This is a genomic window from Parasphingorhabdus flavimaris (assembly GCF_013371215.1).
Lineage (GTDB): Bacteria > Pseudomonadota > Alphaproteobacteria > Sphingomonadales > Sphingomonadaceae > Parasphingorhabdus > Parasphingorhabdus flavimaris.
In genome coordinates, this window is the sequence record NZ_JABWMH010000001.1 from 271,646 (window position 1) to 296,239 (window position 24,594).

27 protein-coding genes are annotated in these 24,594 nt (G+C 57.6%); 13 read left to right on the forward strand and 14 right to left on the reverse strand.

What is annotated here, in order from left to right; genetic code table 11:
* Positions 1 to 21 precede the first annotated feature (21 nt).
* The 5 genes from HUO14_RS01340 to HUO14_RS01360 form a co-directional block, all read right to left on the reverse strand.
* Positions 22 to 447 carry a protein tyrosine phosphatase family protein gene (locus HUO14_RS01340; protein ID WP_176278087.1) on the reverse strand — a complete coding sequence of 142 codons (426 nt, stop codon included), beginning with the start codon at positions 445 to 447 and terminating at the stop codon, positions 22 to 24.
* Positions 448 to 551: 104 nt separating this feature from the next.
* Complete coding sequence (recQ, locus tag HUO14_RS01345) at positions 552 to 2,330, reverse strand: DNA helicase RecQ (protein ID WP_176278088.1); 1,779 nt, start codon at positions 2,328 to 2,330, stop codon at positions 552 to 554.
* 79 nt (positions 2,331 to 2,409) lie between these two features.
* A complete protein-coding gene (locus tag HUO14_RS01350; RefSeq protein ID WP_176278089.1) occupies positions 2,410 to 4,218 on the reverse strand; it encodes an ABCB family ABC transporter ATP-binding protein/permease in 1,809 nt (602 codons plus the stop codon).
* A 64-nt stretch (positions 4,219 to 4,282) separates the two neighbouring features.
* The gene (locus HUO14_RS01355; protein WP_176278090.1) at positions 4,283 to 6,388 is read right to left on the reverse strand and encodes a TonB-dependent receptor plug domain-containing protein; all 2,106 of its coding nucleotides are present in this window, start codon (positions 6,386 to 6,388) and stop codon (positions 4,283 to 4,285) included.
* A 139-nt stretch (positions 6,389 to 6,527) separates the two neighbouring features.
* Positions 6,528 to 6,797, reverse strand: a complete 270-nt coding sequence (locus tag HUO14_RS01360) for a hypothetical protein (protein ID WP_176278091.1) — start codon at positions 6,795 to 6,797, stop codon at positions 6,528 to 6,530.
* Positions 6,798 to 7,077: 280 nt separating this feature from the next.
* On the opposite strand from HUO14_RS01360, the gene HUO14_RS01365 reads away from it, so the two are divergent.
* Both HUO14_RS01365 and HUO14_RS01370 read left to right on the forward strand, forming a co-directional pair.
* The gene (locus HUO14_RS01365) at positions 7,078 to 9,285 is read left to right on the forward strand and encodes an EAL domain-containing protein (protein WP_176278092.1); all 2,208 of its coding nucleotides are present in this window, start codon (positions 7,078 to 7,080) and stop codon (positions 9,283 to 9,285) included.
* 96 nt (positions 9,286 to 9,381) lie between these two features.
* Positions 9,382 to 9,606: a hypothetical protein gene (locus HUO14_RS01370; protein ID WP_176278093.1), complete on the forward strand. Its 225-nt coding sequence runs from the start codon at positions 9,382 to 9,384 to the stop codon at positions 9,604 to 9,606.
* 161 nt (positions 9,607 to 9,767) lie between these two features.
* Here HUO14_RS01370 and HUO14_RS01375 read toward each other — a convergent pair whose 3' ends face one another.
* Positions 9,768 to 11,291, reverse strand: coding sequence for a fumarate hydratase (locus tag HUO14_RS01375; RefSeq protein ID WP_176278094.1), 1,524 nt, complete (start codon positions 11,289 to 11,291; stop codon positions 9,768 to 9,770).
* Positions 11,292 to 11,562: 271 nt separating this feature from the next.
* On the opposite strand from HUO14_RS01375, the gene HUO14_RS01380 reads away from it, so the two are divergent.
* Positions 11,563 to 12,450, forward strand: coding sequence for a DMT family transporter (locus HUO14_RS01380; RefSeq protein ID WP_176278095.1), 888 nt, complete (start codon positions 11,563 to 11,565; stop codon positions 12,448 to 12,450).
* A 49-nt stretch (positions 12,451 to 12,499) separates the two neighbouring features.
* On the opposite strand, the gene HUO14_RS01385 is transcribed toward HUO14_RS01380, so the two are convergent.
* Positions 12,500 to 13,276, reverse strand: a complete 777-nt coding sequence (locus HUO14_RS01385) for an SDR family oxidoreductase (RefSeq protein ID WP_176278096.1) — start codon at positions 13,274 to 13,276, stop codon at positions 12,500 to 12,502.
* Positions 13,277 to 13,851: 575 nt separating this feature from the next.
* On the opposite strand from HUO14_RS01385, the gene HUO14_RS01390 reads away from it, so the two are divergent.
* The 4 genes from HUO14_RS01390 (at position 13,852) to HUO14_RS01405 (ending at position 18,286) form a co-directional block, all read left to right on the forward strand.
* Entirely contained in the window at positions 13,852 to 15,915 is a 2,064-nt protein-coding gene (locus tag HUO14_RS01390; RefSeq protein WP_176278097.1) for a ribonucleoside-diphosphate reductase subunit alpha, read from the forward strand.
* A 142-nt stretch (positions 15,916 to 16,057) separates the two neighbouring features.
* Positions 16,058 to 17,107, forward strand: coding sequence for a ribonucleotide-diphosphate reductase subunit beta (locus HUO14_RS01395; RefSeq protein ID WP_176278098.1), 1,050 nt, complete (start codon positions 16,058 to 16,060; stop codon positions 17,105 to 17,107).
* Positions 17,108 to 17,136: 29 nt separating this feature from the next.
* Complete coding sequence (locus HUO14_RS01400; RefSeq protein ID WP_176278099.1) at positions 17,137 to 17,358, forward strand: hypothetical protein; 222 nt, start codon at positions 17,137 to 17,139, stop codon at positions 17,356 to 17,358.
* Positions 17,359 to 17,389: 31 nt separating this feature from the next.
* Complete coding sequence (locus HUO14_RS01405) at positions 17,390 to 18,286, forward strand: hypothetical protein (RefSeq protein WP_176278100.1); 897 nt, start codon at positions 17,390 to 17,392, stop codon at positions 18,284 to 18,286.
* Positions 18,287 to 18,311: 25 nt separating this feature from the next.
* Here HUO14_RS01405 and HUO14_RS01410 read toward each other — a convergent pair whose 3' ends face one another.
* Both HUO14_RS01410 and HUO14_RS01415 read right to left on the reverse strand, forming a co-directional pair.
* Positions 18,312 to 18,632, reverse strand: a complete 321-nt coding sequence (locus tag HUO14_RS01410) for an HNH endonuclease (RefSeq protein WP_176278101.1) — start codon at positions 18,630 to 18,632, stop codon at positions 18,312 to 18,314.
* Between the two features lie 308 nt (positions 18,633 to 18,940).
* Complete coding sequence (locus HUO14_RS01415) at positions 18,941 to 19,279, reverse strand: hypothetical protein (RefSeq protein WP_176278102.1); 339 nt, start codon at positions 19,277 to 19,279, stop codon at positions 18,941 to 18,943.
* Between the two features lie 184 nt (positions 19,280 to 19,463).
* Here HUO14_RS01415 and HUO14_RS01420 point away from each other — a divergent pair, with 184 nt between their 5' ends.
* Together HUO14_RS01420 and HUO14_RS01425 are read left to right on the forward strand one after the other, a co-directional pair.
* A complete protein-coding gene (locus HUO14_RS01420) occupies positions 19,464 to 19,847 on the forward strand; it encodes a DoxX family protein (RefSeq protein ID WP_343046038.1) in 384 nt (127 codons plus the stop codon).
* Between the two features lie 3 nt (positions 19,848 to 19,850).
* Positions 19,851 to 20,345 carry a glycine zipper 2TM domain-containing protein gene (locus HUO14_RS01425; protein WP_343046039.1) on the forward strand — a complete coding sequence of 165 codons (495 nt, stop codon included), beginning with the start codon at positions 19,851 to 19,853 and terminating at the stop codon, positions 20,343 to 20,345.
* Positions 20,346 to 20,520: 175 nt separating this feature from the next.
* Here HUO14_RS01425 and HUO14_RS01430 read toward each other — a convergent pair whose 3' ends face one another.
* Together HUO14_RS01430 and HUO14_RS01435 are read right to left on the reverse strand one after the other, a co-directional pair.
* Entirely contained in the window at positions 20,521 to 20,826 is a 306-nt protein-coding gene (locus tag HUO14_RS01430) for a GIY-YIG nuclease family protein (RefSeq protein WP_176278103.1), read from the reverse strand.
* Positions 20,827 to 21,008: 182 nt separating this feature from the next.
* Entirely contained in the window at positions 21,009 to 21,371 is a 363-nt protein-coding gene (locus HUO14_RS01435) for a hypothetical protein (RefSeq protein ID WP_176278104.1), read from the reverse strand.
* Positions 21,372 to 21,596: 225 nt separating this feature from the next.
* Between HUO14_RS01435 and HUO14_RS01440 the strand changes: the two genes are divergently transcribed.
* Positions 21,597 to 21,953, forward strand: a complete 357-nt coding sequence (locus HUO14_RS01440) for a hypothetical protein (RefSeq protein WP_176278105.1) — start codon at positions 21,597 to 21,599, stop codon at positions 21,951 to 21,953.
* Here HUO14_RS01440 and HUO14_RS01445 read toward each other — a convergent pair.
* Positions 21,950 to 22,465: a thermonuclease family protein gene (locus HUO14_RS01445; protein WP_425500466.1), complete on the reverse strand. Its 516-nt coding sequence runs from the start codon at positions 22,463 to 22,465 to the stop codon at positions 21,950 to 21,952. The two genes, HUO14_RS01440 and HUO14_RS01445, sit on opposite strands and share 4 nt — an antisense overlap.
* 165 nt (positions 22,466 to 22,630) lie before the next feature.
* Between HUO14_RS01445 and HUO14_RS01450 the strand changes: the two genes are divergently transcribed.
* Positions 22,631 to 23,197 carry a hypothetical protein gene (locus HUO14_RS01450; protein WP_176278106.1) on the forward strand — a complete coding sequence of 189 codons (567 nt, stop codon included), beginning with the start codon at positions 22,631 to 22,633 and terminating at the stop codon, positions 23,195 to 23,197.
* 15 nt (positions 23,198 to 23,212) lie between these two features.
* On the opposite strand, the gene HUO14_RS16360 is transcribed toward HUO14_RS01450, so the two are convergent.
* Complete coding sequence (locus tag HUO14_RS16360; protein ID WP_281365370.1) at positions 23,213 to 23,335, reverse strand: hypothetical protein; 123 nt, start codon at positions 23,333 to 23,335, stop codon at positions 23,213 to 23,215.
* 24 nt (positions 23,336 to 23,359) lie between these two features.
* A complete protein-coding gene (locus HUO14_RS16365) occupies positions 23,360 to 23,482 on the reverse strand; it encodes a hypothetical protein (RefSeq protein WP_281365371.1) in 123 nt (40 codons plus the stop codon).
* A gap of 239 nt (positions 23,483 to 23,721) precedes the next feature.
* Between HUO14_RS16365 and HUO14_RS01455 the strand changes: the two genes are divergently transcribed.
* Together HUO14_RS01455 and HUO14_RS01460 are read left to right on the forward strand one after the other, a co-directional pair.
* Positions 23,722 to 23,940: a hypothetical protein gene (locus HUO14_RS01455; protein WP_176278107.1), complete on the forward strand. Its 219-nt coding sequence runs from the start codon at positions 23,722 to 23,724 to the stop codon at positions 23,938 to 23,940.
* Between the two features lie 150 nt (positions 23,941 to 24,090).
* Positions 24,091 to 24,495, forward strand: a complete 405-nt coding sequence (locus HUO14_RS01460; RefSeq protein ID WP_176278108.1) for a glycine zipper 2TM domain-containing protein — start codon at positions 24,091 to 24,093, stop codon at positions 24,493 to 24,495.
* The last annotated feature ends 99 nt before the right edge of the window (positions 24,496 to 24,594 follow it).

Below are 24,594 nucleotides of genomic sequence, written 5' to 3' on the forward strand. Positions count from 1 at the left end.
GTGGCTGTCTAGCTGTCGTGATTACTGTCCTGCTGCGAGCGCATCCACCATCGCCCGAACCGGCGTGATGTCATAGCCGGCATTGCCCGCCAGCCGCGCGATCTCATCTGGCGAGACGCCCTGTTTCGCCTGCGCCAGCGACCAGAGCAATGTGGAGCGCGTACCCGACCGGCAATAAGCGAGAATCTTGTCGCCATCGGCGAGGGCTGCGATCATGGCATCGACCTGCGGTCCCGAAAACCCGCTATGGGTAATCGGAATCGCGATATATTTCAGGCCCTCGTCCCGCGCAGCCGCTTCGATATCTGCGCTCTGGGGAGCAGAAGGATCTTCTCCGTCGGGGCGGTTGTTGATGATCAGGGTGACGCCTTCGGCCTTGGCTGCTGCGATATCCTCGAGGGTGATTTGCGGTGACACGCTGATATTGTCGTTGATTTTGCGGAACATGATTTGGGTCTCCTCTGTCGGAACATTGCTGTCGGTTGCGGTTGCCGCGCTACAGCCGGTCATGGCAATAAGTAATAGAACGGGGATGATTTTCATATATCGATTCACGCTGCTTCGGTCACTTCGCGGATTACCGCCAGAAACGCGTCGCCATGCTTCTCCAGTTTCGCTGCGCCGACGCCGGGAAGTTCGCTGAGCGCCGACAGGCTGTCCGGTTTCAGGCCGGTCATATCACGCAGCACGCTGTCGTGGAAGATCACATAAGGCGGCACGCCCAGTTCCTTGGCCAGTTCCATGCGTTTCTTGCGGAGCGCTTCGAACAGCGGATCGCCAAACGGATTGGGAGAGGCGCTGCTGCCGCGCCGTTTCCGCGACATGCGCTTTGGCGGTTCGACAATCGCGATCTCCTGCTCGCCTTTCAGTATCTTCCGCGCCTCGGGTCCGAACATCAGGCCGCCATGGTCGGTGTTGCGCAGCGCATCGCGCAGCAACAGCGACCGCGATACCGGTTTGATCAGCGCGGCTTCCTCTTCCCCGACAATGTCGAAAACCGAAAGCTGGTCATGGCCGCGCGAGCGAACCTTCTCGTCCTGCCGACCGGTCAGCACCGCTTCGAGATGGGTGACGCCGAAACTCTGTCCGGTGCGATAGACGGCGGACAGAAATTTGCGCGCCAGTTCCGTGACGTTGCGGGTTTCAGGAGCGTTCAGACAATTGTCGCAATTGCCGCATTGCTCCGGCGGGTTCTCGCCAAAATGACGAAGGAGAATCGCACGGCGGCAACCCGGCGTTTCGACCAGGCCGCCCAATGCAGCGAGCCTTGTCCGCTCGCTCTCCAGCCGGGTCTCGTCGATTTCGCCCAGCCGCTGCCTTGCCCTGGCGAAATCTTCCGCACCCCAGAACATATGCGCCTCGGCCGGATCACCGTCGCGGCCGGCACGACCGGTCTCCTGATAATAAGCCTCGATCGACTTGGGCAGGCCGGCATGGGCGACGAAGCGGACATCCGGCTTGTCGATGCCCATGCCAAAGGCGATCGTCGCGACCATCACCATATCTTCCGATGCGACGAAATCATGCTGGTTCTGCTGGCGCACTTCCGGTGGCAGACCGGCATGATAGGCGCGCGCGCTGCGCCCGGTGGCGGCGATCTGGCTGGCCATTTTCTCGGTCGCCGCGCGGGTCTGGGCATAGACAATGCCGGGGCCGGGAATGCGATCGACGAGATCGCCGACCTGTCGTGCGAGACCGCTGCGCGGGCTCATGCTGTAGCGGATATTGGGACGGTCAAAGCCGGCGAGGATCAGGCCGTCCTGCTCGATTCCCAACTGCACCAATATATCGTCGCGGGTATGCGCATCGGCGGTGGCGGTTAGCGCCAGCCGCGGCACCGAGCCGAAATGGTCGAGCAGCGGGCGGAGCAGCCGATAGTCGGGGCGAAAATCATGACCCCATTCGGACACGCAATGTGCCTCGTCGATGGCGAAGAGCGAAATGTCGGTCTGTTCCAGCAATTCCCGAAAATGCGACTGGGACGCGCGTTCCGGCGCGGCATAGAGCAGGTCCAGTTCGCCGGCCTTCAGACGGTCGATGGTCTCGGCGCGATTGTCATCGGCGGAGGTGAGGGTGGCCGCCCTGATCCCGACCGCTTCGGCGCTGCGCAACTGGTCGTGCATCAGCGCGATCAGCGGTGAGATGACGATCGTCGTGCCCTTGTTGGCGATGGCGGGAAGCTGATAGCAAAGCGATTTGCCGGAACCGGTCGGCATGACGGCGAGCACATTCTGCTTCGCCATCACCCGGTCCATCACCTGTTCCTGCATGCCGCGAAAGCTGGAATAGCCGAATGTCGATTTGAGCAGGGGAAGGAGGGCTTCGGTCATATTTCATTCCCTAGCCAGAGACGGCACCGCGCGAAACCGCAAAAGCAAAAATGACCGAAAATGTAATCCGCACCAAAAGTCACGCCTTTTCCCGCTGGTCCTCCGCCTGCCGCTTCCACATGTCGGCATATAGCCCCCGCTTGACCAGCAACTGCCGGTGGCTGCCGCGTTCGGCGATCCGGCCTTCGTTGAGCACGATGATCTCGTCGGCATGGGTGATCGTCGACAGCCGGTGGGCGATGATCAGCGTCGTCCGGCGTTCCGATATCTTGGCCAGCGTCGCCTGGATTTCATCTTCGGTGCGGCTGTCGAGCGCCGAGGTGGCTTCGTCCAATATCAGGATTGGCGGGTTTTTCAGCAAGGTCCGGGCAATCGCGACGCGCTGCTTCTCGCCGCCTGACAATTTCAATCCCCGCTCGCCGACCTGCGTATCATAGCCGTCCGGCAGCTTGGCGATAAAGCCGTCGAGTGCTGCGCCGCGCGCGGCTTCCTCGATCTCCGCCTGGGTCGCGCCTTCGCGGCCATAGCCGATATTATAGCCGATACTGTCATTGAACAGCACGCTGTCCTGCGGGACGATCCCGATCGCGCCGCGCAGGCTGTGCTGGGTGACTTCGGCTATGTCCTGACCGTCAATCAATATCCGGCCGTCCTGCGGATCATAGAAACGGAACAGCAGCCGCGCGATTGTCGACTTGCCGGCACCCGAAGGCCCCACGATGGCCAGCGTCCCGTCCGCCGGCACCTCGAAATCGAGACCGTGCAATATCTTGCGATCATCGTCATAGTTGAACACGACATTCTCGAACCGCACCGTGCCATCGGAAACCTGCAACGGCTTTGCCCCCGGCTTGTCGACCACCTCTTGTTTGGTGTCGATCAGCTTGAACATGGCATCCATGTCGACCAGGCCCTGACAGATGGTGCGATAGACCATGCCGAGCAGGTCGAGCGGCCGGAACAGCTGCATCAGCAGCGCGTTGACCAGCACCAGATCACCGACCGTGAGGTCGCCCTGCTGCCAGCCGTAGACGCTGAACGCCATCGCGCCGATCATCGTCAGGTTGGTGATGATCGACTGGCCGATATTGAGCATGCCGAGCGAATTTTCCGACTTTACCGCAGCCGCCGCCCAGTCGCGCATCGCCTTGTCATAGCGTTCGCTTTCGCGGCGTTCGGCGGTGAAATATTTGACCGTCTCGTAATTGAGCAGGGCATCGACCGAGCGGCCGATCACCCTTGTGTCCATGTCATTCATCTTCGCCCGCAGCGCGTTGCGCCAGTCGGTCACCTTGCGGGTGAAGATGATATAGATGGCAACCATCGCCATCGTCGCGGCGACCAGGCCGAAGCCGAATTTGATCTGGAAAATGACCAGAACTGCGGTTAGCTCGACGACGGTCGGCGCAATATTGAACAGAAGAAAGTAGAGCATGATATCAATGCTCTTGGTTCCGCGCTCGATGATCTTGGTGACTTCGCCGGTGCGACGGCCGAGATGAAAGCGCAGCGACAGGCTGTGCAGATGGGTGAAGACATTGGTTGCCAGACGGCGGGCTGCCTGCTGGCCGACTTTCTCGAATACGATATTCCGGAGATTGTCGAACAACACCTGTCCGAACCGCGCCAGTCCATAAGTAGCAACAAGCGCGAGCAACACGGTCAGTTCGGTACCAAGTTCATCATCGGACATGCCGTCGATAACCGCCTTGTACAGGAACGGCATCGTCAGGATTGCCGCCTTGGCACAAAGCACCAGAAATCCCGCGACAATGATTCTCATCCGCAATCCCGGTTCACCCTTGGGCCAGAGATAGGGCAGGAAACGCTTCAGCGTAGGAATCATCGGCGGGTCGATTTGACCCTGGGTGGCATAATCAGGTGGCATGGGCCGGATGTAGGGCGGGCAGTGCCGAAAGTCTATCCGGCTATAACGCCAAAGGCGCGGGCCTTCAGAAGCTGCCGCTGACGGTCAGCCGATAAATCAGACCAAACTCGCGGCTGCGATCCTCGACAAAGCCGATCGGTCCGTCGCGCCGGTTTTCATAGACCGTTCGGGTAAATTGTTCGCTGCGCCCGAAAAGATTGCCCAGATTGGCTTGCACGGTGAGTCCGAACACATCCTTATGCTCGACGAAAATCCAGCTATAGGGACCGCCGGTGCGAAAGCGATTGCTCTGGTCGAGGCGCAGAAATCTGGAATAGCGGAAATCTTCGACACCGGCACCCCATGCCCAGTTGCTGCCGGGGACATCGTGCCGGAAATTGGCCTCGTAAGTGAATATCTTGTCATCATTGATCCGGCGGGAGACGCCGGTCACAGGATCGTTCAGCGAACTCTTCCGGACCTCTCCTTCAAAATCAAGCTTGGCTCCGGCCCAGCCGATCGGATCAAGCAAGATACTGGTCACCATTTCCACACCGTAGCTGGTCGCGCTGTCGAGATTGCCGCGGGCTTCGGTGGTTGTCGTGATCGGTATGGAATCGACAATGTCGCTGAATTTCTCGCCATAGATATTGACGGTCACCGATCCCCATGGACCGAGCTTCTGGGTCGCTTCCAGTTCGGCGCGCCAGCTTTGCGGCGGCACCAGTTCCGGGTTTCCTGCATTCCCGTTGTTCTGGGACACGTCTACGGATTCGACAAAATCAAAGAAATTCAACTGGCCGACCGACCGTTCCAGCTTCAAGCTGACGTCGAGATCATCCTGCGGTCTCCAGGCGAGCGACACCGAGCCCTTCGGTCGAACGAAAGACCGGCTCTGGCCCGCTGCGCCGCTCTGGCTGATCTTGCTATATTCGCCGCCCAAAGTCGCCTGAAGGCTCAGGTTTTCCAGCAGGGGCCGCCCGTAGGATCCGATGAATTCGCCGCGATATTCGGTGACTTTGCTATTGGCGTTGGTCAAGGCGACAGGCTGGAATATGCCCTGGCTGTCGAGCACCGCCAGAGCGCCTTCATTGTCGAGGAAATTATAGGCACCCTCGACGCTGAAACCCCAGTCGGTACCGCCCTTGGTCTTCCAGCCATATTCGGCACGGAATATCGACTCGCCTTCGTCGGTCACCCGATTAAAGCGGCTGCCGTTCGGCGCCGTAACGCCATCGGTAAATGTCTGGCCAAAAAAGTCGCTGACCGGACTATGTTCAAAACGCTGCAAGCCGATAAGCTTCAGTCGTCCGCCGCCAAGGGCGAAATCATAATCGGCGCTGAATTCCGCATTCCATTCATTCTCGCGGCTATCGTACAGTTCGAAAATATCGGACTGACCGGTCTGGGTGCGATCGGTCGCCACGGATTCCCGTCGCCGGAATATCTGGTAGGCGGCGTTGACATTGAATATCGATCCCGCTTCGCTGGTGCGGTTATAGGATCCGCTCAGCTTGGGCTGGTCTTGCCGATAGCGGGCAATCTCGTCGCGTTCGAACAGCAGATTGCCAAAGCGGTCGGTGACCTGCTCCGGTCCCTCGACACCGTTGCGCGCGGCGTCATTCTCGATCGCCAGGGTGAAGTCGCCCTTGCCGAGCTTGCCGCTGATCGAGGCTTCTCCGGCGAACCAGTTGTTGCCCGAGCGACGCCATTGCGGTTTCCATTTGAAATTGCCGCTCAAGCCATTTGAGTCATCGGCTTTGGTCACCAGATTCAGTACCTGTCCCGAGAGACCGGAAATGCTGAGCGTAGCCCCGTCCACAATTTCGACCCGCAGGACATTGGCCGCCGAAATCCGGCCGAGAAAGGTGAAGGCATCACTATTCTTGCCCGAGATCCGCGCGCCGTTGATCAGGACATTCTCATCTGCCTGGCCCAGCCCGCGCTCGTCATCGTCGCCGGTGTCGATGGTAAAGCCGGGCACCTGATTGACGATATCTAGTGCGGTGCGGGGATTGAAGCGGGCAAATTGCGTCGCGTCAAATATCTGGCGTCCGTTCTCGGTTCGCGGTTGCAGGGAAGAGGAGGACGATGCAGCTTCTGTCTGGGCATGCGCTGCGACAGGGAAAATGTTCGTGGCGGCCAACGCACTCACGGCGATGCCGGCCAAGGTCCGTAAACTGTCGTCCAAGATATTCCCCCCCAAATCGGATTGCTCTGGAATGGCCGCTGCTATGGGCGATTGGTTGCAGTCGATACCGGCTTTCGATAAACTACGCCCGTAGTCGGATGAACAACATTGGTCGTTTCGGTCGCTAAGCCACTCAATCTTAATGTTTGTTAAAAAAGAGCACCCAAGCCGCTGCGCAATTGGCGAGCGTATAGACGAAATAGAAAATCACTGCGGTCAGCATACCCATATTGGCGAAGATCATCGCCGAGACGAGCATGAAAAACTCCAGCATATAGCTGCCATAAGGACCGAGAATTTTGCGGAAGCTGCCGCGTGCTTCCGCGATGACCGGATGGTTGCTCTCGAGCATGGCCTTGTGCATCGCGAAATTGGCGACACCACATAGGAAGATGACGAATATGTACATGGCCGCAATATAGGCGCATTCGCCGACTTTGTCATTTGGTCAGAAAATAATCCTCCCCTCCCATTGGAACCACCGCGGGATCGGCTTTGCTGCAAGATGTCGATCCTTGCCGCCGGCTTGCATGCGACTCGGCCACGATTATTCCGGCCACTGCCTGAAAATTGAAAAATGGCACCCACCCGCGGCCTGTAAGCAAAAATATATCAATTATGTGACATCATGTTACATTCAATTTAACCATTTCGGGTGATTGTCAAATTCTGGAAACGTGGGACTTAAGGTGGCTCGTAATTTTTTGCATGCATTTTCCGGTGACTCCGCCAAGAGCGCGGAGCACGAAGCTGTGTCGGTTATCCGGTCCAATGATTATGCCCGCAGGGTCGAGATTCTTGATGATTTCGAGCAAGCGGGGATAAGCTGGCTATGGGCGACGGATGCCGACGGTCATCTGGTATATTTATCTGAAAAAGCAGCGGAAAATCTGAATAAGCCGATCAGCGATCTGCTCGCTGTGCCGCTGACCAGCCTGTTTGAAAATGATCCCGACAATCCGGACGAGAATTCCGATCGCCCGTTCAAATATCACCTCAGCAAGCGCAGCAAGATCACCGATCTCGTTGTCCGCCGGGTTCCGCAAACACTCGGCCGCGAGGATCGTCCGACCTGGTGGCTGATCTCCGGCCACCCGAAATTCAATGATTCGGGGGAATTTCAGGGTTATCGCGGCAATGCCAAAGACGTGACGGTTGAATATCAGCGAAAACTGGAAGATTCGCGTGCCGCGGAATTCGACTCGCTGACCGGGCTTGCCAACCGCCACCGAATGGACAGCCGGCTCACCGCGATGCTCGCTGCATTCAAGGCCGCCAACCGCAGCTGTGCGATCATGATGCTCGATCTCGACCGTTTCAAGCAGGTCAATGATACGATGGGCCATGCCGCCGGCGACGAACTGCTCAAGCAAGTGGCCAAGCGGATGGTCGGCGTGATCGGTGAAAATGCCGAAATCGGGCGTCTGGGCGGTGATGAATTTCAGGTAATTCTGCCGGACGTGGACGATCGCGGAAAATTAGGCGAGCTTGCCGAGAAAATCGTCAAGACCGTCTCCCAACCCTATCCCATCGATGACAAGCGCGCGACCATCGGAACGTCAATCGGCATCGCGATCGCGCCTTATGATGGTGTCGAGAAAGACGCACTGGTTCGCAGCTCCGATCTCGCTCTCTATGCCGCAAAAAATTCCGGTCGTGGCCAGTACCGCTTCTATTCGGCCAGTCTGAAGAATGAGGAGGACGAACGGCGTCTTCTGGTCGAGGACCTGCGCGACGCGCTGGCAAATGATCAGGTCGAACTTCACTACCAGCCGGTCGTCCGGACCGATGATCACATGATCGTCGGGTTCGAGGCACTGATGCGCTGGGTCCATCCGGAGCGGGGAGGGGTCAGCCCCGATGTATTCATTCCGATCGCGGAAGAACTGAACCTGATCAACCAATTGGGCGAATGGGCGTTGCGCCGGGCTTGCCAGGATGCGTTGAACTGGCCGAAATCGGTCCGGGTAGCGGTTAATGTCTCGGTTGTGCAATTTTCCAATAGCGGTTTCCCCGATATCGTGATGAACGCGCTTGCCTCGAGCGGTCTGGAGCCGGAACGGCTGGAGCTCGAACTGACCGAAAGCGTCTTCATGGGAGACAGCGAAACCATCGACAACACGTTCAGGATTCTCAAGGAATTGGGCGTACGGCTCGCGCTGGACGACTTCGGCACCGGCTATTCCTCGCTCAGCTATCTGCGCTCGGCGCCGTTTGACAAGATCAAGGTCGACAAGAGCTTTGTCGATTCCTGCACCCAGAAGGACAAGAATAGCGCCAAGATCATTGCCGCGATCGTCAGCCTTTCGGACGCGCTGGGGATGGAAACCACCGTCGAGGGAGTCGAGGCCTTCGACCAGTTCAAACTCGTCTGCTCAAAGGGCGCGCGCTATATTCAGGGCTGGATCTATTCCAAGGCGCTGCGGCTGGAGGAGGTCGATGAAAAGCTCGGTAGCGGGGAATTCCGGATCGAGCCGGACGGGCCGGAACGCTACCGACCGGACCGGCGCACAGTGTTCCGCCGTATTGGCGCGATCCACGAAGATCATCGCTACGAGGTGGTGATGCGCGATCTTTCAAAATCCGGGGCCAGGTTTGAAGGCATGCTCGGGGTTCCGCTAGGAACTCAACTGGTGCTCGACCTTGGCGGTGGCCAGTTGGTTGTCTGTACCGTGACTCGCGCGAAGGAAGCCATGCTGGGCGTCCAGTTTGAAACCCCGCTGGTCAGCGATGGCGCTGGCGGCCTGTGCACCCGTCACCGGGTATCGCCCTACGACCTGTGCGTTGCCGGCATGCCCGTGTCGGCCTTGCCGCCGGGAAATTATCCGGTCCACCAGGACGCCTCCAGACCGTCCAGTAAACCCAAATTCATGCAGGTCGCCGCTAGCGGCATGTAACCGGCGCCAGCGGAAAGCATGGCCTGTCAAAAAACTGTCAAGGCAGCAACCTTAATCCGATCTGCGCGTTTGCTGGCTACAAGAGGAGTATCATCAATGTCATCTTTTTCAATTTATATGATTGGCTTTGTCGTGTTTATCGGCGGCCTCGCTTATGGTGCATTTCTGCTGGGCGCACCGCCGACCTATATCGGAGTGGGAGTCATCATACTGGCCGGAATTGGGCTGATGTCCGCCACCCGCCGGACCCGTACGCGGGACATATCGCCGGACGGCGGGGTTGCGCAAACGACGACAACCACCACGCGTAACGAGGTTTAAACCTGTACTGACGAGACGCGACCGGGGTGCAATATGCCCACTGGTCGCGTCTCGAACAACTCGATTTTGAAGCCCTGCACATATTCAGGGTGACGTTTTTTTGAACAGATATAATCCGGATATCCCGGATGGCTCCACGCCTTGCCCCATCGCCGGCGATGTCAGGCTTTTTCCAGCAGTCCCTCCCGCTTGATCTTCTCCTGCCAAACCAGCGGCGCGAGATGGTGCACGCTCTGTCCTTCGGCATCGACCGCCACCGTCACCGGCATGTCCTGCACCTCGAACTCGTAGATCGCTTCCATGCCGAGCTCTTCAAACCCGACGACCTTCGATCCCTTGATCGCGCGCGACACCAGATAGGCGCTGCCGCCGACCGCCATCAGATAGGCGCTCTTGTGCTTCTTGATCGAACCGACGGTATCCAGCCCGCGTTCGGCCTTGCCGACCATCGCCAGCAGGCCCTGTTCCAGCATCATGTCGGTGAACTTGTCCATCCTCGTCGCGGTAGTCGGACCGGCCGGGCCAACCACTTCCTCGCCGACCGGATCGACCGGACCGACATAATAGATAACCCGTCCCTTGAACTCGACCGGCAGTTGCTCGCCGGCTTCCAGCATATCCTTGATCTTCTTGTGCGCGGCGTCGCGGCCGGTCAACATCTTGCCGTTGAGCAGCAGCCGGTCGCCATGTTTCCACGTCGCCACTTCGGCCGCATCGAGCTGGTCGAGGTGCACGCGTTTCGCTTCCGACGACGGGGTCCAGTTGACGTCCGGCCATTCGTCGAGCTTCGGCGCTTCGAGATAGGCCGGGCCGCTGCCGTCGAGAGTGAAATGCGCGTGGCGCGTAGCCGCGCAATTCGGGATCATCGCGACCGGCTTGCCAGCGGCGTGGCAGGGCCAGTCGTTGATTTTCACGTCGAGAATGGTGGAGAGCCCGCCCAGGCCCTGTGCGCCAATGCCCAGCGCGTTGACCTTGTCGAAAATCTCGATCCGCATTTCCTCGATATCGTTGCGGGGGCCGCGCTCCTTGAGCTGGCCCATGTCGATCGGATCCATCAGGCTTTGCTTGGCGAGCAGTACGGCGCGTTCGGCGGTGCCGCCGATACCGATGCCGAGCATGCCAGGAGGACACCAGCCGGCGCCCATTTGCGGGATCATTTCCAGCACCCAGTCGACGATATTGTCGCTCGGGTTCATCATCTTGAACTTGGACTTGTTCTCCGATCCGCCACCCTTGGCCGCGACATCGACAGAGACCTTGTCGCCGGGCACCATTTCGACATGCAGTACAGAAGGGGTATTGTCCTTGGTATTGCGCCGGGTGAAGGCGGGGTCGGCGAGGATCGAGGCGCGCAGCTTGTTCTCCGGGTGGAGATAGGCCCGGCGCACGCCTTCATCGACAATTTCCTGCATCGATTGCGACGTGTCATCGAGCCGGCAATCCATGCCCCATTTGACGAAGACATTGACGATGCCCGTATCCTGGCAGATCGGCCGGTGGCCCTCGGCGCACATTTTCGAATTGGTCAGGATCTGCGCAATGGCATCTTTCGCCGCCGGCGATTTTTCGGCGTCATAGGCTTTGCCGAGCGCCCGGATATAATCCATCGGGTGATAATAGGAAATAAATTGCAGCGCATCGGCGACGCTTTCGACGAGGTCGGCGGTCTTGATGGTGGTGGTCATAGTGGCTCCGGAAAACTGACGATGGTTGATCGGACCGTCTATTGACCGAAATGGCCGGGCCGGGCAAGTTTTTGTGACGCAGCGCCAGGCGGCTAGCGCAGGTTGTACCGGTTCGATGGCGCGATCCGCCGTTCCCGAAATATCGTCCGCCCGCGCTCGTCGGCACATAATATAATCGACCGTTTCATCGATGCCGCGATTGCGACCAACCGCATGAAGCGTTACGGACCGGGACCCAGGAAGAATCGATCACTCGTCCAAGGAACCCATTATGCGCGTGCGCGACTTCCTGCTTCTCGTATTAATCTGCCTGATCTGGGCCTCCAACAATGTTCTGAGCAAGATCATCGTCGATGACTGGGCGGTTCCGCCTATCTTCTATGCAGCGCTCCGTTTCGCGGTGGTGGCGCTGGTGATGTTCCCGTGGCTTCTGCCGATGCCGCGCCCGGCCTGGCGGATCATATTGATCGGGCTGCTGATGGGCGGCGGGAATTTTGCCTTGCTGTTCGTCGGCCTGCAGACAACCTCGCCGTCGGCGGCGGCGATCATATTGCAACTGGGGGTTCCGTTCACGATCCTGCTCTCGATGGTGATGCTGGGCGAGCGGGTCCACTGGCGCCGCGGAATCGGGATCGGGCTGACCCTGGTCGGCGTGTTGATCGTGATCTGGCGCCCGGCCGGCATCACGCTTTCGGCCGGCCTGTGGTTTGTCGCCGCCGCTGCCTTCGCAGGTTCGGCCGGTGCCGTGCTGATGAAGCGGGTGACCGATGTCACGCCGTTGCGCTTCCAGGCCTGGGTCGGTCTGGTGTCGGTCATTTCCCTGACATTATGCTCGCTCCTGTTCGAGCAGGGACAATGGCCCGCTGCCACCGCAGCCGGATGGCCGCTCGCAGCCGCGGTGCTGTTCACCGCGCTGATCGTGTCGGTCGGTGCGCATTCCGCTTATTATCATCTGATCAACAATTACGAGGCGAATCTTCTCGCGCCGCTTACCCTGATCACGCCGCTGGCAACCATCGCTCTCGGGGTGTGGATTACCAATGACGATTTCGACCTGCGCATGGGCATCGGCGCGGCGCTGGCGATCGGCGGCGTGCTCATCGTCGCCCTCCGCCGCAAGCCGGCCACCGAGCTTCTTGTCGATCGCGAGCAGCGATAGCGGTCTCGGAAGATCGCCGCTGGCGGCAGGCAATCGAAGGGCAATAGATCTAGCTCAGACTCTGAACCGAGCCGCCGTCCACCTGAATGGCGGTGCCTGTGATATAGCTCGCTGCTTCGGAGCCGAGGAACACCGCAAGATTGGCAACCTCCTCCGGCTCGCCAATCCGTCGAAGCGGGATCTGTGCAGCCATGGCTTGCGCGAGTTCATCGACAGATTTCCCGGAAGCCGCCGATCGGGTCTCCAGTATCTGCGTAATGCGATCGGTATTGGTGGAGCCGGGGCAGACGGTATTGACCAGAATATTGTCCGGACCGACTTGATTGGCCAGCGTCTTGGCCCAGCCAAGCACCGCCATGCGGATGCTGTTGGAGAGGGTAAGGCCGGGCACGGGCTGCTTCACACCGGACGAGGATATATTGACGATCCGTCCCCATTTTTGCGCCTGCATATGCGGCAGGACCAGGCGGGTCGCCCGGACGACGGACATCAAGGTGAGTTCCACCGCTTTCGCCCATTCCGAATCGTCTAGATCAACAAACAGGCCGGGCGGGGGGCCGCCGGCATTGTTGACCAATATGTCGATGCCGCCCAACGTCTCCGTGGCCGAAGCGACAATCCGCTCAATGTCCTCGGCGTTCGACACATCACCGGCGATAATGTGGCAACCGGGCATGAGCGCCGCGGCGGTATCGAGATTCTCCCGGGTACGTCCGCAAATCGCAACCCGCGCGCCTTCCTTGTGAAAACCGAGTGCGGTGGCAAGACCGATGCCTTTGCTACCCGCTGTAACCAACACCGTTTTGTTTTCGAGTTTCAGGTCCATGATAATTGCCGATCTGATCTGTGAGGGATGCCGAGACAGCTTGTCTAATTTATATTACGGATAATGATACCACCATATCTGGTGGAGAAAATTGATCGCGACCCCCCTGTGTATAATCAGTGGATAGTTATTTTTGTAAATTTTGCGATCGACTCTTGCACTTCGCTCCGCGCTTAGAAAGTCCATGCGTCGCTGCACTGCAGCATGAATCGGCGTTCGACGAAGCGATTCATTTATACGACGAACGGAGTCGTTAAAATGTCATTTACCCTCTTGCATAAAATCTCGATTCAGCCACTATAGGTTGTGGTTAGGCCGAGGGGGCACACCAACTTATAGTGTTAGTCGTCAGCAACACCGACTCGGTGGACAGCTCCCTTTGTGCCAAATGCAACCATATTTAAGGGGTTTCGGGCACGAAAATAAATGCCCACCCGGGTGATATAACTGTTAGGATTAGAGCTTCGGCCCGAGTCGAACAAGACAGGAACAAACGCCCGAAAAAAATCCCGGTGATCGAACGGCCCGTAGGCCGCTGTGATCGTTGGATTAGTAGTGTGATTTAGGGGGCTTTGATGGATTTTAGAGACAACCGTGACAGTGAAAACGAGTCCGGAACAGATGTGAGTGAGAGTGAAATGGGCGCGGAAGTATTGGATACGCCAAAAAGCAAAACCGAAAACACAAAACCGATCAGCGAACCGGAAGTCAGCAAGAAGGCGGCTGCCGAAGCTGCCTCGGCCAAGGCCAATGACGAGAAGGAGCTGAAAGCGGAGCGCGACAGCCACAGCGTCGAGAAGCGCCGTTTCAAGATCACGCTGGATTCAAGCCGCGACGATCTGTTGACCGATTTCGGCAAGGAAACGCTCAACGACCGCTATCTGCTGCCCGGCGAATCCTATCAGGATCTGTTCGCCCGCGTCGCCGACGCCTATGCCGACGATCAGGAGCATGCCCAGCGGCTCTATGACGCGATTTCCAAGCTCTGGTTCATGCCGGCGACACCCGTATTGTCCAACGGCGGCACCGGTCGCGGCCTGCCGATCAGCTGCTATCTCAACAGCGTCGACGACAGCCTCGGCGGCATCGTCAATACCTGGAACGAAAATGTCTGGCTCGCTTCGCGCGGCGGCGGCATCGGCACCTATTGGGGCAGCGTTCGCGGTATCGGCGAGCCGGTTGGCCTCAACGGCAAGACATCGGGCATCATTCCCTTTGTCCGCGTGATGGACAGCCTGACCCTGGCCATTTCACAGGGTTCGCTGCGTCGTGGTTCGGCCGCCTGCTATCTCGACGTCAACCATCCGGAGATTGAAGAATTTCTAGAAATCAGAAAGCCTTCGGGCGACTTTAACCGGAAAGCCCTGAACCTGCATCACGGCGTCCTGCTGACCGACGAGTTCATGGAAGCGGTCCGCGACGGTGCCGAGTTCGAACTGAAATCGCCGAAAGACGGTTCGGTCCGCGGCACTGTTGACGCGCGCAGCCTGTTCCAGAAGCTGGTCGAGACACGGCTGGCCACCGGCGAGCCCTATATCATCTTCAGCGACACGGTGAACCGGATGATGCCCAAGCATCACCGCGATCTGGGTCTCAAGGTTTCAACCTCCAATCTTTGTTCAGAGATCACACTGCCCACGGGTCGCGATCACCTTGGCGAGGACAGGACCGCAGTGTGTTGCCTGTCCTCGCTTAATCTCGAAAAATGGGATGAGTGGTCGGTCGACAAGGGCTTTATCGAGGACGTCATGCGCTTCCTCGACAATGTCCTGCAGGACTATATCGACCGCGCGCCGGAGGAAATGGCGCGGGCGAAATATAGCGCGATGCGCGAACGCAGCGTCGGTCTCGGCGTGATGGGCTATCACAGCTTCCTCCAGGCCCGCGGCCTCGGCTTCGAAAGCGCGCTGGCGAAATCGTGGAACTTCAAGATCTTCAAGCATGTTTCGGCGAAAGCGTCCGAGGCCAGCATGATGCTTGCGAAGGAACGCGGTCCATGTCCCGATGCGGCCGACCAGGGCGTGATGGAGCGCTTCTCCTGCAAGATGGCGATCGCGCCGACCGCGTCGATCAGCATCATCTGCGGCGGTGCCTCGGCCTGTATCGAACCGATCCCGGCGAACATCTACACCCACAAGACGCTCTCGGGCAGCTTCGTGGTCAAGAACCCGCACCTGCTGAAACTGCTGCAGGAAAAGAGCAAGGACAGCAACAATGTCTGGAACTCGATCCTCGAGAAGGGCGGCAGCGTCCAGCATCTCGACTTCCTCAGCGCCGAGGAAAAGGACGCCTACAAGACCAGCTTCGAGATCGACCAGCGCTGGCTGCTCGAACTCGCCGCCGACCGCACCCCGTTCATCGACCAGGCGCAGTCGCTCAACCTGTTCATCCCGGCCGATGTCGACAAGTGGGACCTCTTGATGCTCCACTTCCGCGCCTGGGAACTGGGTATCAAGTCGCTCTATTACCTGCGCTCGAAATCGATCCAGCGCGCCGGCTTTGCCGGTGGCGAGACGATGATGAGCGAACCGGCAGGCGCCGGCGGCGTCGAGGCGGACAACACGCTCGACCCGAAGACGGTCGAACTGATGACCACCGCCGGTTCGACGGATTATGACGAATGCCTCGCCTGCCAGTAAGCGGCGCGGCCTAGGCAGTTTGCCCACTGCCCCCTCCCTTTGCTCCTTTTGGGAGGGGGCCGTTTTATTCGAAAAGCAAAGGAGCAATTCCTCTCCCTAACGGGGACAGGATGGATGAGTAAAAAGCGGAGAACGAGTTAACATGTCACTTCTGGAAGCACGCAAAACCTACAAGCCCTTCGAATATCCCTGGGCCTATGACTTCTGGAAGCGCCAGCAGCAGATCCACTGGATGCCGGAAGAAGTGCCATTGGGCGAGGATTGCCGCGACTGGGCGCAGAAGCTGACCGATCACGAACGCAATCTGCTGACCCAGATTTTCCGCTTCTTCACCCAGGCCGATGTCGAGGTGCAGGATTGCTATCACGACAAATATGGCCGGGTGTTCAAGCCGACCGAAATCAAGATGATGCTGACCGCGTTCAGCAACATGGAAACCGTCCATATCGCCGCCTACTCGCACCTGCTCGACACGATCGGCATGCCGGAAAGCGAATATTCGATGTTCCTCGAATATGAAGCGATGAAGGACAAGCACGATTATATGGGCACGTTCGGCGTCGAGAATGACGAGGATATCGCCAAGACGCTGGCGATGTTCGGCGGCTTCACCGAAGGGCTGCAGCTGTTCGCCAGCTTCGCCATGCTGATGAACTTCCCGCGCTTCAACAAGATGAAGGGCATGGGCCAGATCGTGTCATGGTCGGTCCGCGACGAAAGCCTGCACTGCGAGGGCATCATCAAGATGTTCCACACTTTCGTCGAGGAACGCGACTGCCTGACCAAGTCGGTCCGCGACGATATCATCGACTGCTGCCAGAAGACGGTGCGGCTGGAGGACGCGTTCATCGACCTCGCGTTCAGCGACGGCCCGGTGACCGGCATGACCGCCAAGGAAATCAAGCGCTACATCCGCTATATCGCCGACTGGCGCCTCGGCCAGCTCGGTTTCCAGCCGATCTACATGATCGAAGACCACCCGCTGCCCTGGCTCGCGCCACTGCTCAACGGCGTCGAACACGCCAATTTCTTCGAAGCCCGCGCCACCGAATATTCCAAAGGCGCGACCAAGGGCGAATGGAACGACGTCTGGTCAAGCTTCGACCAGCGCAAGGGCAAGGTCGCGAACGAGGATGCGCCGGTGGATGACGGGCCGGATATGTTTGAAGATGCGGGGGTTGCTGCGGAGTAGGGTGCCGATTTGAACAAAGGACATTTGATGTGAGCGATATTTCAGTGAACAGTCTCAAAGCGAGCGAAGTCAGTCGGGAAATGGTAGCCTTGTATTTGTTAGCTTCGATTGCTGATAACGAACCTGACGCCGCTGTAAATATGAAGGACGGAGTGCCTCTGATAAGTGGGAAGAGCAAGAATTGGATTTTAAGCAATTACATTGATTGTCTAAAATCGATCAAAAATTTATCTATAATTGATAACAGTTAGTTTCAATCCAAAGTCATTTGATTGATAAGCTGTGGCAGACATCAAAGACCTTATAAAGCCACCTTTTGCAAACTATGACGTAGTGGTATATTTTGGATGCGGCCTTTTTTCATTGCCGCTCATCAATCACTATGTCGTTGAGCCTTCTGGATTTCGCTTCCCAAAATTCGAATTCGAAATTGGCACTAGTTTCGCTAACCAGGCAGTGTCGACTCTGTCGCTCCTTTTCGCTGTGTATCTTCTAGGCCATATGATTGCGTTTGCTTCAAGTCTGTTGACAGAGAAGTCAATTGAGAGCTTTTTTGGTAAAGCAAGTAGTGCCATTTTGATTTCAACAATGGCGCAGGAACGAGATCATCTCGAGCTGGTTACTGCCTTTATTTTCAAAAAATCAAAAGAAGGTTTCCGAAAGCCGAATAAAAAACTTGCGATCTGCCGGTTCATTATCCTTCTACCCGTTATCCCTCTGTATTTATTGATAATTTGGGTGGGTGGCTTTTCATATTATAAATCCCGAATATCATATTTTTCAATCAGCCGGCTTCGGCGAAAAGCTGTGGAAAAGGGCATTTGTACTGTAACTCTTAATGGCCCTTGGTACAAAGAAATCGAGCACTATGTAATGAATCGTTATCCGATTGCAGTAAGTAGGATGTACAATTACTTAGTAATTTCTGGAATATTTCGTTCATTATCGATCATATTCTTATCGTGCATTTGGATGGAGATCTACTACCTATTGCACTTTAGTTTGAGCGGTCACTATCATATCAATGTATTGGCAAGTGATCTTGTGTTCGGGTATGAGCGATTTGCTTCCATTCTTGCTCTATTTGTGGTTTATGGTTTCTCAGTTTCATCGTATATGAAATTTCAAAGACGGTATGCAGAAGAGGCTATTTTTGCGTTCTTAATGTCTGAAGACTAACCACCGGAATTACGGTGGCAGTACACTAAATGCGTGCCCGCATACCGGCCTGCATCTTCTCCTTATGCGCCCGTTCAAAATCTTTGAGATGGCCGTTGCAACTCTTGTGGCAGAGCGCGAGATTTTCCATTGCAGATGTGCCGCCTTTGGATAGCGGCTGCAAATGTTCAAGCGTCGCATATTTGCGTGTATTCGGAATGCCGCCAAAGCGCATGACATTGCCGCAATACCAGCAGTCATCCCCGTCGCGCTGTCGCACGGCGGCGAGTTTGGACTTCTTGGCCCTCCGCTGGAAGAACCACGACTGTCCCGGATAATATTGCGATTTTGTCGCCGCGCTTGTCATGCTGATAGCTAAGCGATTTTCGGTTAGAAAATAGTAAACAACAATATTTCCTACATTTGCAACAATCCATCCAACATCGCGCAAAAAACGCGTCCTTGGCCCAAACTTTGACAAACTTTGGGCTCTGGCTCCTCTCCCATAGGGAGAGGCAACGGAGACTTCCCCGGATGCAATCCGGGGCTAGTCGCAGTCGGTGAGGGGTTTTAGCCCTTCAGAGCATCACAACCCCTCACCGAGTTGCGCTAGTCAGCAAGCTGACAAGCTTTACTTGCCTCTCCCTGTGGGAGAGGAAAATGGAAAGCCCGCCTTCACCCGCTATTACCATAATCCGCGCCACCCTTCTCGCTCAGCGGCGCATCATCTTCGGCCTTGTCCAATATGCCGAGGTCGCTTTCCTCGTCGTCATCATTGCGCTCGCCGGCAAAGGCGCCGCTTTCGATGCGGCCGCTTTCGGCCATCTGTTTCATATGGTCGACCGTGTCCTGGGTGCCGTCGGGGATGATCTGCGCCGGGTCGGTGCTGTCGTCGCGGCGGCTGGCCGAGACATCCTCGCGCTTGGCCCTGGTCTGCTGCTGCGCCTGCTCGGCCACTTTCTGGGCTTGCGCGTCGTCGCGCTGGGACTGGTTGATGCTGCGTTCTTCGGTCATGATGTTCCTCTTTCTGTTGCCTGACCAACGCCGGACCGGCGCAATTGTTCCGTGCCCGCCGGTCCGGAACGCGCCGCTGCCATGTCAGAAACGGAAACAGTCTGTTGCCCGATCCGCCCCGTGAGGCGGATTGACGCTAATGCGCGCCCGGCCTAATCCTTGCCCACCACATCAACGAGTGAGAATGAACATGAAATTTCTGGATGGCTATACCGAACATACATATGCGCTGCTGCGGATCGTCGCGGGGCTGTTGTTCATGGCCCATGGCGTGCAGAAATATTTCAATTTCCCGGTCGCCTTCGAATATCCCCTGAACCCGTTGCTATACGCTGCCGGTGCGATCGAGCTGATCGGCGGCGCGCTGATAGTGCTGGGCCTGTTCACCCGTCCCGCCGCCTTCATCGCCAGCGGCATGAGCGCCGCGGCCTACTGGATGGCGCATGGCTCCGCCGGCCTGTTCCCGATCGCCAACGGCGGCGAGCTGTCCGCGCTCTACTGCTTCATCTTCCTGTTCATCGCCGCGCGCGGTGCCGGTATCTGGAGCGCCGACAGCAAGATGGGCTAGACCGTGGTTCCGGCGCGACCGTCGGCCGATGCCGGCGGGGCGCGTCAACCATCATTCATATTGCAACTTGTAAAGCCCGGTTACGTTATCAGAAAATATCTCAACGGGAGTTTCATCATGCGCAATATCCTCATGTCCATCGCCGCCGCTTCTCTGGTCCTGCCTGCCGGCGCCGTGCTGGCCGATCCGCCGGCCCATGCAAAGGCCTATGGAAAATACAAGAACAAGAAGCACAAGAGCCGCTACGACGACCGTGGCCGCTATTACGAACCCCGCCGCGTGAGCCGCGACGAGCGCATCTGGCGCGGTGACGACGGGCGCTATCACTGCAAGCGCGACAATGGCACCACCGGCCTGATCATCGGCGGTGCCGTCGGCGCGCTGGTCGGCCGTGAAATCGACAGCCGCGGCGATCGCACCGTCGGGACCCTGCTGGGCGCAGCCGGCGGCGCGCTGCTGGGCCGCGAGGTTGATCGCAGCGGAATGAAATGCCGGTAGATTAAGGGGGAGGGGTTGGCCGCCCCCTTCATCATCACCTTGAAGAATTAATCGTCATCCTGAACTTGTTTCAGGACCTCGTCCCACAGAGCGCAATCCGCGAGAGGTCCTGAAACAAGTTCAGGATGACCAAGGTTGGGTTCAGGATGACGAGGGATAGCCGCGCTTTGCCCGCTCACCGCAATGGCTCAAACCCCAAATCCTCCGCCAGATCGCGCCACCGCGGATTGGTTGCCTCAATCAGGTTAAGCTTCCACTGTCGATGCCAGCGCTTCAACTGCTTCTCCCGGAGGATGGCGCGTTCCATCGTTCCAAATTGTTCAAACAGCACCAGCTTGTTTAAATTATAGCGTTTGGTAAATCCGTCCGCGATGCCTTCGCGATGTTGGTAGATGCGTTTCAACAGATCGGATGTGACTCCGATATAGGGTAACCCTCGGGGCTTGTTGGTCATGATATAGGTGCACGTCTGGAAAGGCATGACGATTGTCTATGCTGCTATGATCCGGCGGAGCCAAGGTCAGCGCGAGTAAAATGCCGCTTTCGTCAAAGCTGCCTCTCCTCATCGTCATCCTGAACTCGTTTCAGGACCTCGTCCGGCAGCGCGCGAACCGCGAGGGATCCTGAAACGAGTTCAGGATGACGAGATTTTCACCACCGCCTTCACCGCGGCAACAGCCTTCTCCAGTCGCCCCACAGCACGACGGCAAGGCAAGCGCCAATCACCGCGAGATCAATCGCAGGTTCGACCGGATCATATTGCAGCGCGGCCAACGCGGCCAGGCCGGCGATTGCGGCCCAGACCACGAACAGCTTCCGTCCGCCGTCCCGGCCCTTGACCAGACCGATCCCGGCGGCAAACAGCAGCATCGGAGAGGCCATCATCAAGATCGGACCGATGGCGGGCAACAGCAGGAACATCGACGACGACCGCATTGGCGGCAGGGTGGGCAGGGGCAGCGGGATGAAGGTCAGTGCCGCGACGACAATCGCGCCCCAGCCGATATATTCACGATATTGTTTCATCCGCACCGACTATCATGTCGCGCTGCATTTGCCATATTTTCTTGCGACCCCTCGGATCGCACGCTGTCCTACAGGATCGCCTTGTGATAACGATATGCTCATGACCTGTGCTGCTCGACCACTGCATCTTTCGCCCGTAAAGGCGCGGAAAATCGCGTATGCGGGAGGAGCTGCGGTTTTTTCCTTTAACACTGTAAAGTGTGTAAAGTTTGTCAGGGGCTTTTTATGAAATCCATCCGAATTATTTTCGCGCTCGCGGCCGCATGGGGCCTTTTTGCCCTGCTCCCCGGGCTGTTCGGCGAAGCAGGTCCGCGACCGGAATATTATTACGGCTTTATCGGGATCGCCCTGGTCTTCCAGCTGATCTTCATCATGATCGCCGTCGACCCGGCCCGCTATCGCGCGCTGATCCCGATCTCGATACTCGAGAAACTGTCCTTCTTTCTGCCGGTGACGATCCTCTATGTGCAGGGGCGCGTGGAGACCGGTCCCGTATTTTTCGGCGCGATGGTCGACGGACTGTTCATGCTGCTGTTCGCGCTGGCCTGGCTGCTGTCACGCAGGGCGGATAAGGCGGCCTAGCACCAGTCGCGGCGATAGCCCTGCCAGCGTTCGGCCAGCCCCTCGGCGACCAGCGTCTCGCCCAGGCTCTCGCCATCCCGGGTGATGATACGCAGGTCGCGGCCATATTGATCCTGGTCGCGGTCGATGGATTGCAGGGAAAAGGCGCCCTGGTTGAGTAAGACCTGCATCCGCATCTTGGCTTGCTCGCCAAGCAGCCGCTCCGAGGCGCAGCCGGGGCTGGAGATTTCCGGCGTATTGATATCGGCGATGCGGATCTTGCGGCCCTCGAACCAGATGGTGTCGCCGTCGACTACGCAGGTGGTGCGCTCTGCGCCAAAGCAGATGCCGAAACTGGCGCGATGGGGATCGATGCTGACCGCTGCGGAACCGGTGGTAGCCGGACCGCCGCCGAGAAAGATCGCGAGAAACAGCGCTGCACAAAGGACTGCGGTGATCGCGATGAACGTCGACCAGCGGATTGATGTGCTTTGGTGGCGGCTTGCAAGCGGCGCTGTTTTGCGGTGTTTCACCGACCGGAAAATAGCGGGGAGATGTTAAGGGAAGCTAAAGCAGGGTGCGAGTTTGACGGGCGGATCGAGTGGCATCGCGATGCGATGGCAGCATGTGCAGATTAGAACCAATATGAGTCTTTCTCCGGCTACCCGTCGGCCAATGATGTTGTTAGGGCATTTATCATGTTGAAAAAATACACATTGTCCGCCGCACTCGTCATTCTCGCTTTGGGGGCATCGCCTGGCAGTGCCACCCAATCCGGGTCTATTGTTGGGGAAACGGCCAAGCCGACGATCCCGTCGCGCGAGGATTATCCGGATGCCGGACAGGCTTTCGGCATGGTATGGCACAATGACAGCGACGGCCGATCGGCGCTGCTATCCTTCATGGTCCCCGAAACCGACAACCGGCTGTGGACGATGCGCTGCGAAAAACTCGAAAATGGTTCGGTGCGGATAGGACATATGATCATCGCCACACCGCGGGAAATGGTGCCGGACGACCAGTTCGGATTTACGATCAGGGTTGATGACGGTGCATCGATCGGCATCCTGGCCCGGATGCTGCCGGCGCAGATCGAAGGGGAGGATCTGACGATGCCGCAATTCTATCTGCCCAATAATCATTCTCTGTTTCCGGCGCTGGCGCGCGGCAATCGCGCCTTTGTCAATTTGAACGGCAATAAATTCTCCGTCCATCTGAAAGGATCGGGCGACGCGCTGGTCAGTTTCCTGCGCGCCTGCCGCTAGCGGCAGCTCCGGTGATCAGATCACCAGAGATGCGCTGTTGTTGACGGCGGGGCCGATCGAGGCCGCGAGAAAAACGGCGGCCGTGCAAAATGCGGCGAAGGCGGATGCGAGGCGGTTCTGAAATTTGGGGGACAACATGGTCTGGGTTCCTTTTTTCCGGGGTCAGGCGATCAGGGCGGCGGCATTGTTGACGGCAGGGCCAACGCTGGCGCTGACGAAAATGGCGGCGGTGAAAAGAGCGGCGAAAGCGGCGGCGACTTGGTTCTGGATGTTGTTGTTGGTCATTTTGAAGTTCCTTCTTGGTTTGATTTGGTGCTTCACAAATTGTTCTGCGAAGATGCCTCTAGCATTGCACGGGCCGTGCCAGTTTGAATAAATGCTGGTATAACAGCTAGTTAGCTGGATTTGCCCTGTTCGCGAATATGAACAGAAACTGAATAGTGGTGATTTATACCAATATTTGGTTTGCGAGATGGATGGCGAACGCGACTTTCTGTTAACGTTGACCTGCTATCGGCAAGCTCATGTTCGGACCGCGCCTCTCTCGTGTCTTCGCCAGCAGTGGCAATGCCTTGTGGTGGTCTGCCATGGTGCTGGTCACTGCCTATTGCGTCGCAGCCGATCCACCGACCGAGGTGGGGCAGGTAACCGATACTGCGGCGGTCGAAGCGGATAAGGAGCGGGCCGATCCATGGGCGGGAATGAAGGATGTAGCCAAGCAGCGGGATGATCTGCTCCGCTAAGCCGACTGCTGTTGTTCATAAAAATACGCGTTAATATGAACCTGAGATAAAAGCACCATTCAGCCTCCGGTCAATGCGACTCCGCTAGAACTCCAATTGTTGGGCAGCAATTATATCGGGTTTGGGAAAACCCGTTTTGGAGTAGAGAATATGATCAACAGGATTTTGGGAAGTTTGGCAATTTCGACCGCAGCCATTGCAACAATGGCCTTTGCAACCCCCGCCGAAGCGCGTGGCGGCTATTCAAACGGCGGTTATTACGAGCAGGCCCGCAATGACGGACGCCGTGTCTATCGGCGCGGTGATACCTATCGTGGCGACCGTTACCGTGATCGCCGTGATTATCGCGACCAGCGTCGCTATCGCGATAACCGCTATTCAAGCAACAGGCGTTATCGCGGTTGTGATCGCGGAACCGGCGGAACGATTATCGGTGCAATAGCCGGCGGTCTGCTCGGTAATGAAGTTGCCGGGCGCGGCAGCAAGACCGAAGGGACGATCATTGGTGGTGCCGTCGGCGCCTTGGCTGGTCGCGCGATTGACGGCAACTGCTGATAAATCTGCGGCAATAGTTCATCAAATTAGCTCCCTGAGTGAATCCACGCAGGGACCATGATTCCCCCGAGTTGCGTATTGGGGGCAGGGGGTCGGCGT

Excerpts from the sequence above, each read along its gene's own strand:
- HUO14_RS01410 (WP_176278101.1), bottom strand. The coding sequence starts at position 18,632 with ATGACAAGCGCGGCGACAAAATCGCAATATTATCCGGGACAGTCGTGG.
- HUO14_RS01390 (WP_176278097.1), top strand. The coding sequence starts at position 13,852 with ATGGATTTTAGAGACAACCGTGACAGTGAAAACGAGTCCGGAACAGAT.
- recQ (WP_176278088.1), bottom strand. The coding sequence starts at position 2,330 with ATGACCGAAGCCCTCCTTCCCCTGCTCAAATCGACATTCGGCTATTCC.
- HUO14_RS16360 (WP_281365370.1), bottom strand. The coding sequence starts at position 23,335 with ATGTTGTCCCCCAAATTTCAGAACCGCCTCGCATCCGCCTTCGCCGCA.
- HUO14_RS01460 (WP_176278108.1), top strand. The coding sequence starts at position 24,091 with ATGATCAACAGGATTTTGGGAAGTTTGGCAATTTCGACCGCAGCCATT.
- HUO14_RS01350 (WP_176278089.1), bottom strand. The coding sequence starts at position 4,218 with ATGCCACCTGATTATGCCACCCAGGGTCAAATCGACCCGCCGATGATT.
- HUO14_RS01395 (WP_176278098.1), top strand. The coding sequence starts at position 16,058 with ATGTCACTTCTGGAAGCACGCAAAACCTACAAGCCCTTCGAATATCCC.
- HUO14_RS01450 (WP_176278106.1), top strand. The coding sequence starts at position 22,631 with ATGTTGAAAAAATACACATTGTCCGCCGCACTCGTCATTCTCGCTTTG.
- HUO14_RS01455 (WP_176278107.1), top strand. The coding sequence starts at position 23,722 with ATGTTCGGACCGCGCCTCTCTCGTGTCTTCGCCAGCAGTGGCAATGCC.
- HUO14_RS01415 (WP_176278102.1), bottom strand. The coding sequence starts at position 19,279 with ATGACCGAAGAACGCAGCATCAACCAGTCCCAGCGCGACGACGCGCAA.
- HUO14_RS01440 (WP_176278105.1), top strand. The coding sequence starts at position 21,597 with ATGAAATCCATCCGAATTATTTTCGCGCTCGCGGCCGCATGGGGCCTT.
- HUO14_RS01340 (WP_176278087.1), bottom strand. The coding sequence starts at position 447 with ATGTTCCGCAAAATCAACGACAATATCAGCGTGTCACCGCAAATCACC.
- HUO14_RS01435 (WP_176278104.1), bottom strand. The coding sequence starts at position 21,371 with ATGAAACAATATCGTGAATATATCGGCTGGGGCGCGATTGTCGTCGCG.
- HUO14_RS16365 (WP_281365371.1), bottom strand. The coding sequence starts at position 23,482 with ATGACCAACAACAACATCCAGAACCAAGTCGCCGCCGCTTTCGCCGCT.
- HUO14_RS01380 (WP_176278095.1), top strand. The coding sequence starts at position 11,563 with ATGCGCGTGCGCGACTTCCTGCTTCTCGTATTAATCTGCCTGATCTGG.
- HUO14_RS01385 (WP_176278096.1), bottom strand. The coding sequence starts at position 13,276 with ATGGACCTGAAACTCGAAAACAAAACGGTGTTGGTTACAGCGGGTAGC.
- HUO14_RS01360 (WP_176278091.1), bottom strand. The coding sequence starts at position 6,797 with ATGTACATATTCGTCATCTTCCTATGTGGTGTCGCCAATTTCGCGATG.
- HUO14_RS01370 (WP_176278093.1), top strand. The coding sequence starts at position 9,382 with ATGTCATCTTTTTCAATTTATATGATTGGCTTTGTCGTGTTTATCGGC.
- HUO14_RS01430 (WP_176278103.1), bottom strand. The coding sequence starts at position 20,826 with ATGCCTTTCCAGACGTGCACCTATATCATGACCAACAAGCCCCGAGGG.
- HUO14_RS01375 (WP_176278094.1), bottom strand. The coding sequence starts at position 11,291 with ATGACCACCACCATCAAGACCGCCGACCTCGTCGAAAGCGTCGCCGAT.
- HUO14_RS01420 (WP_343046038.1), top strand. The coding sequence starts at position 19,464 with ATGAACATGAAATTTCTGGATGGCTATACCGAACATACATATGCGCTG.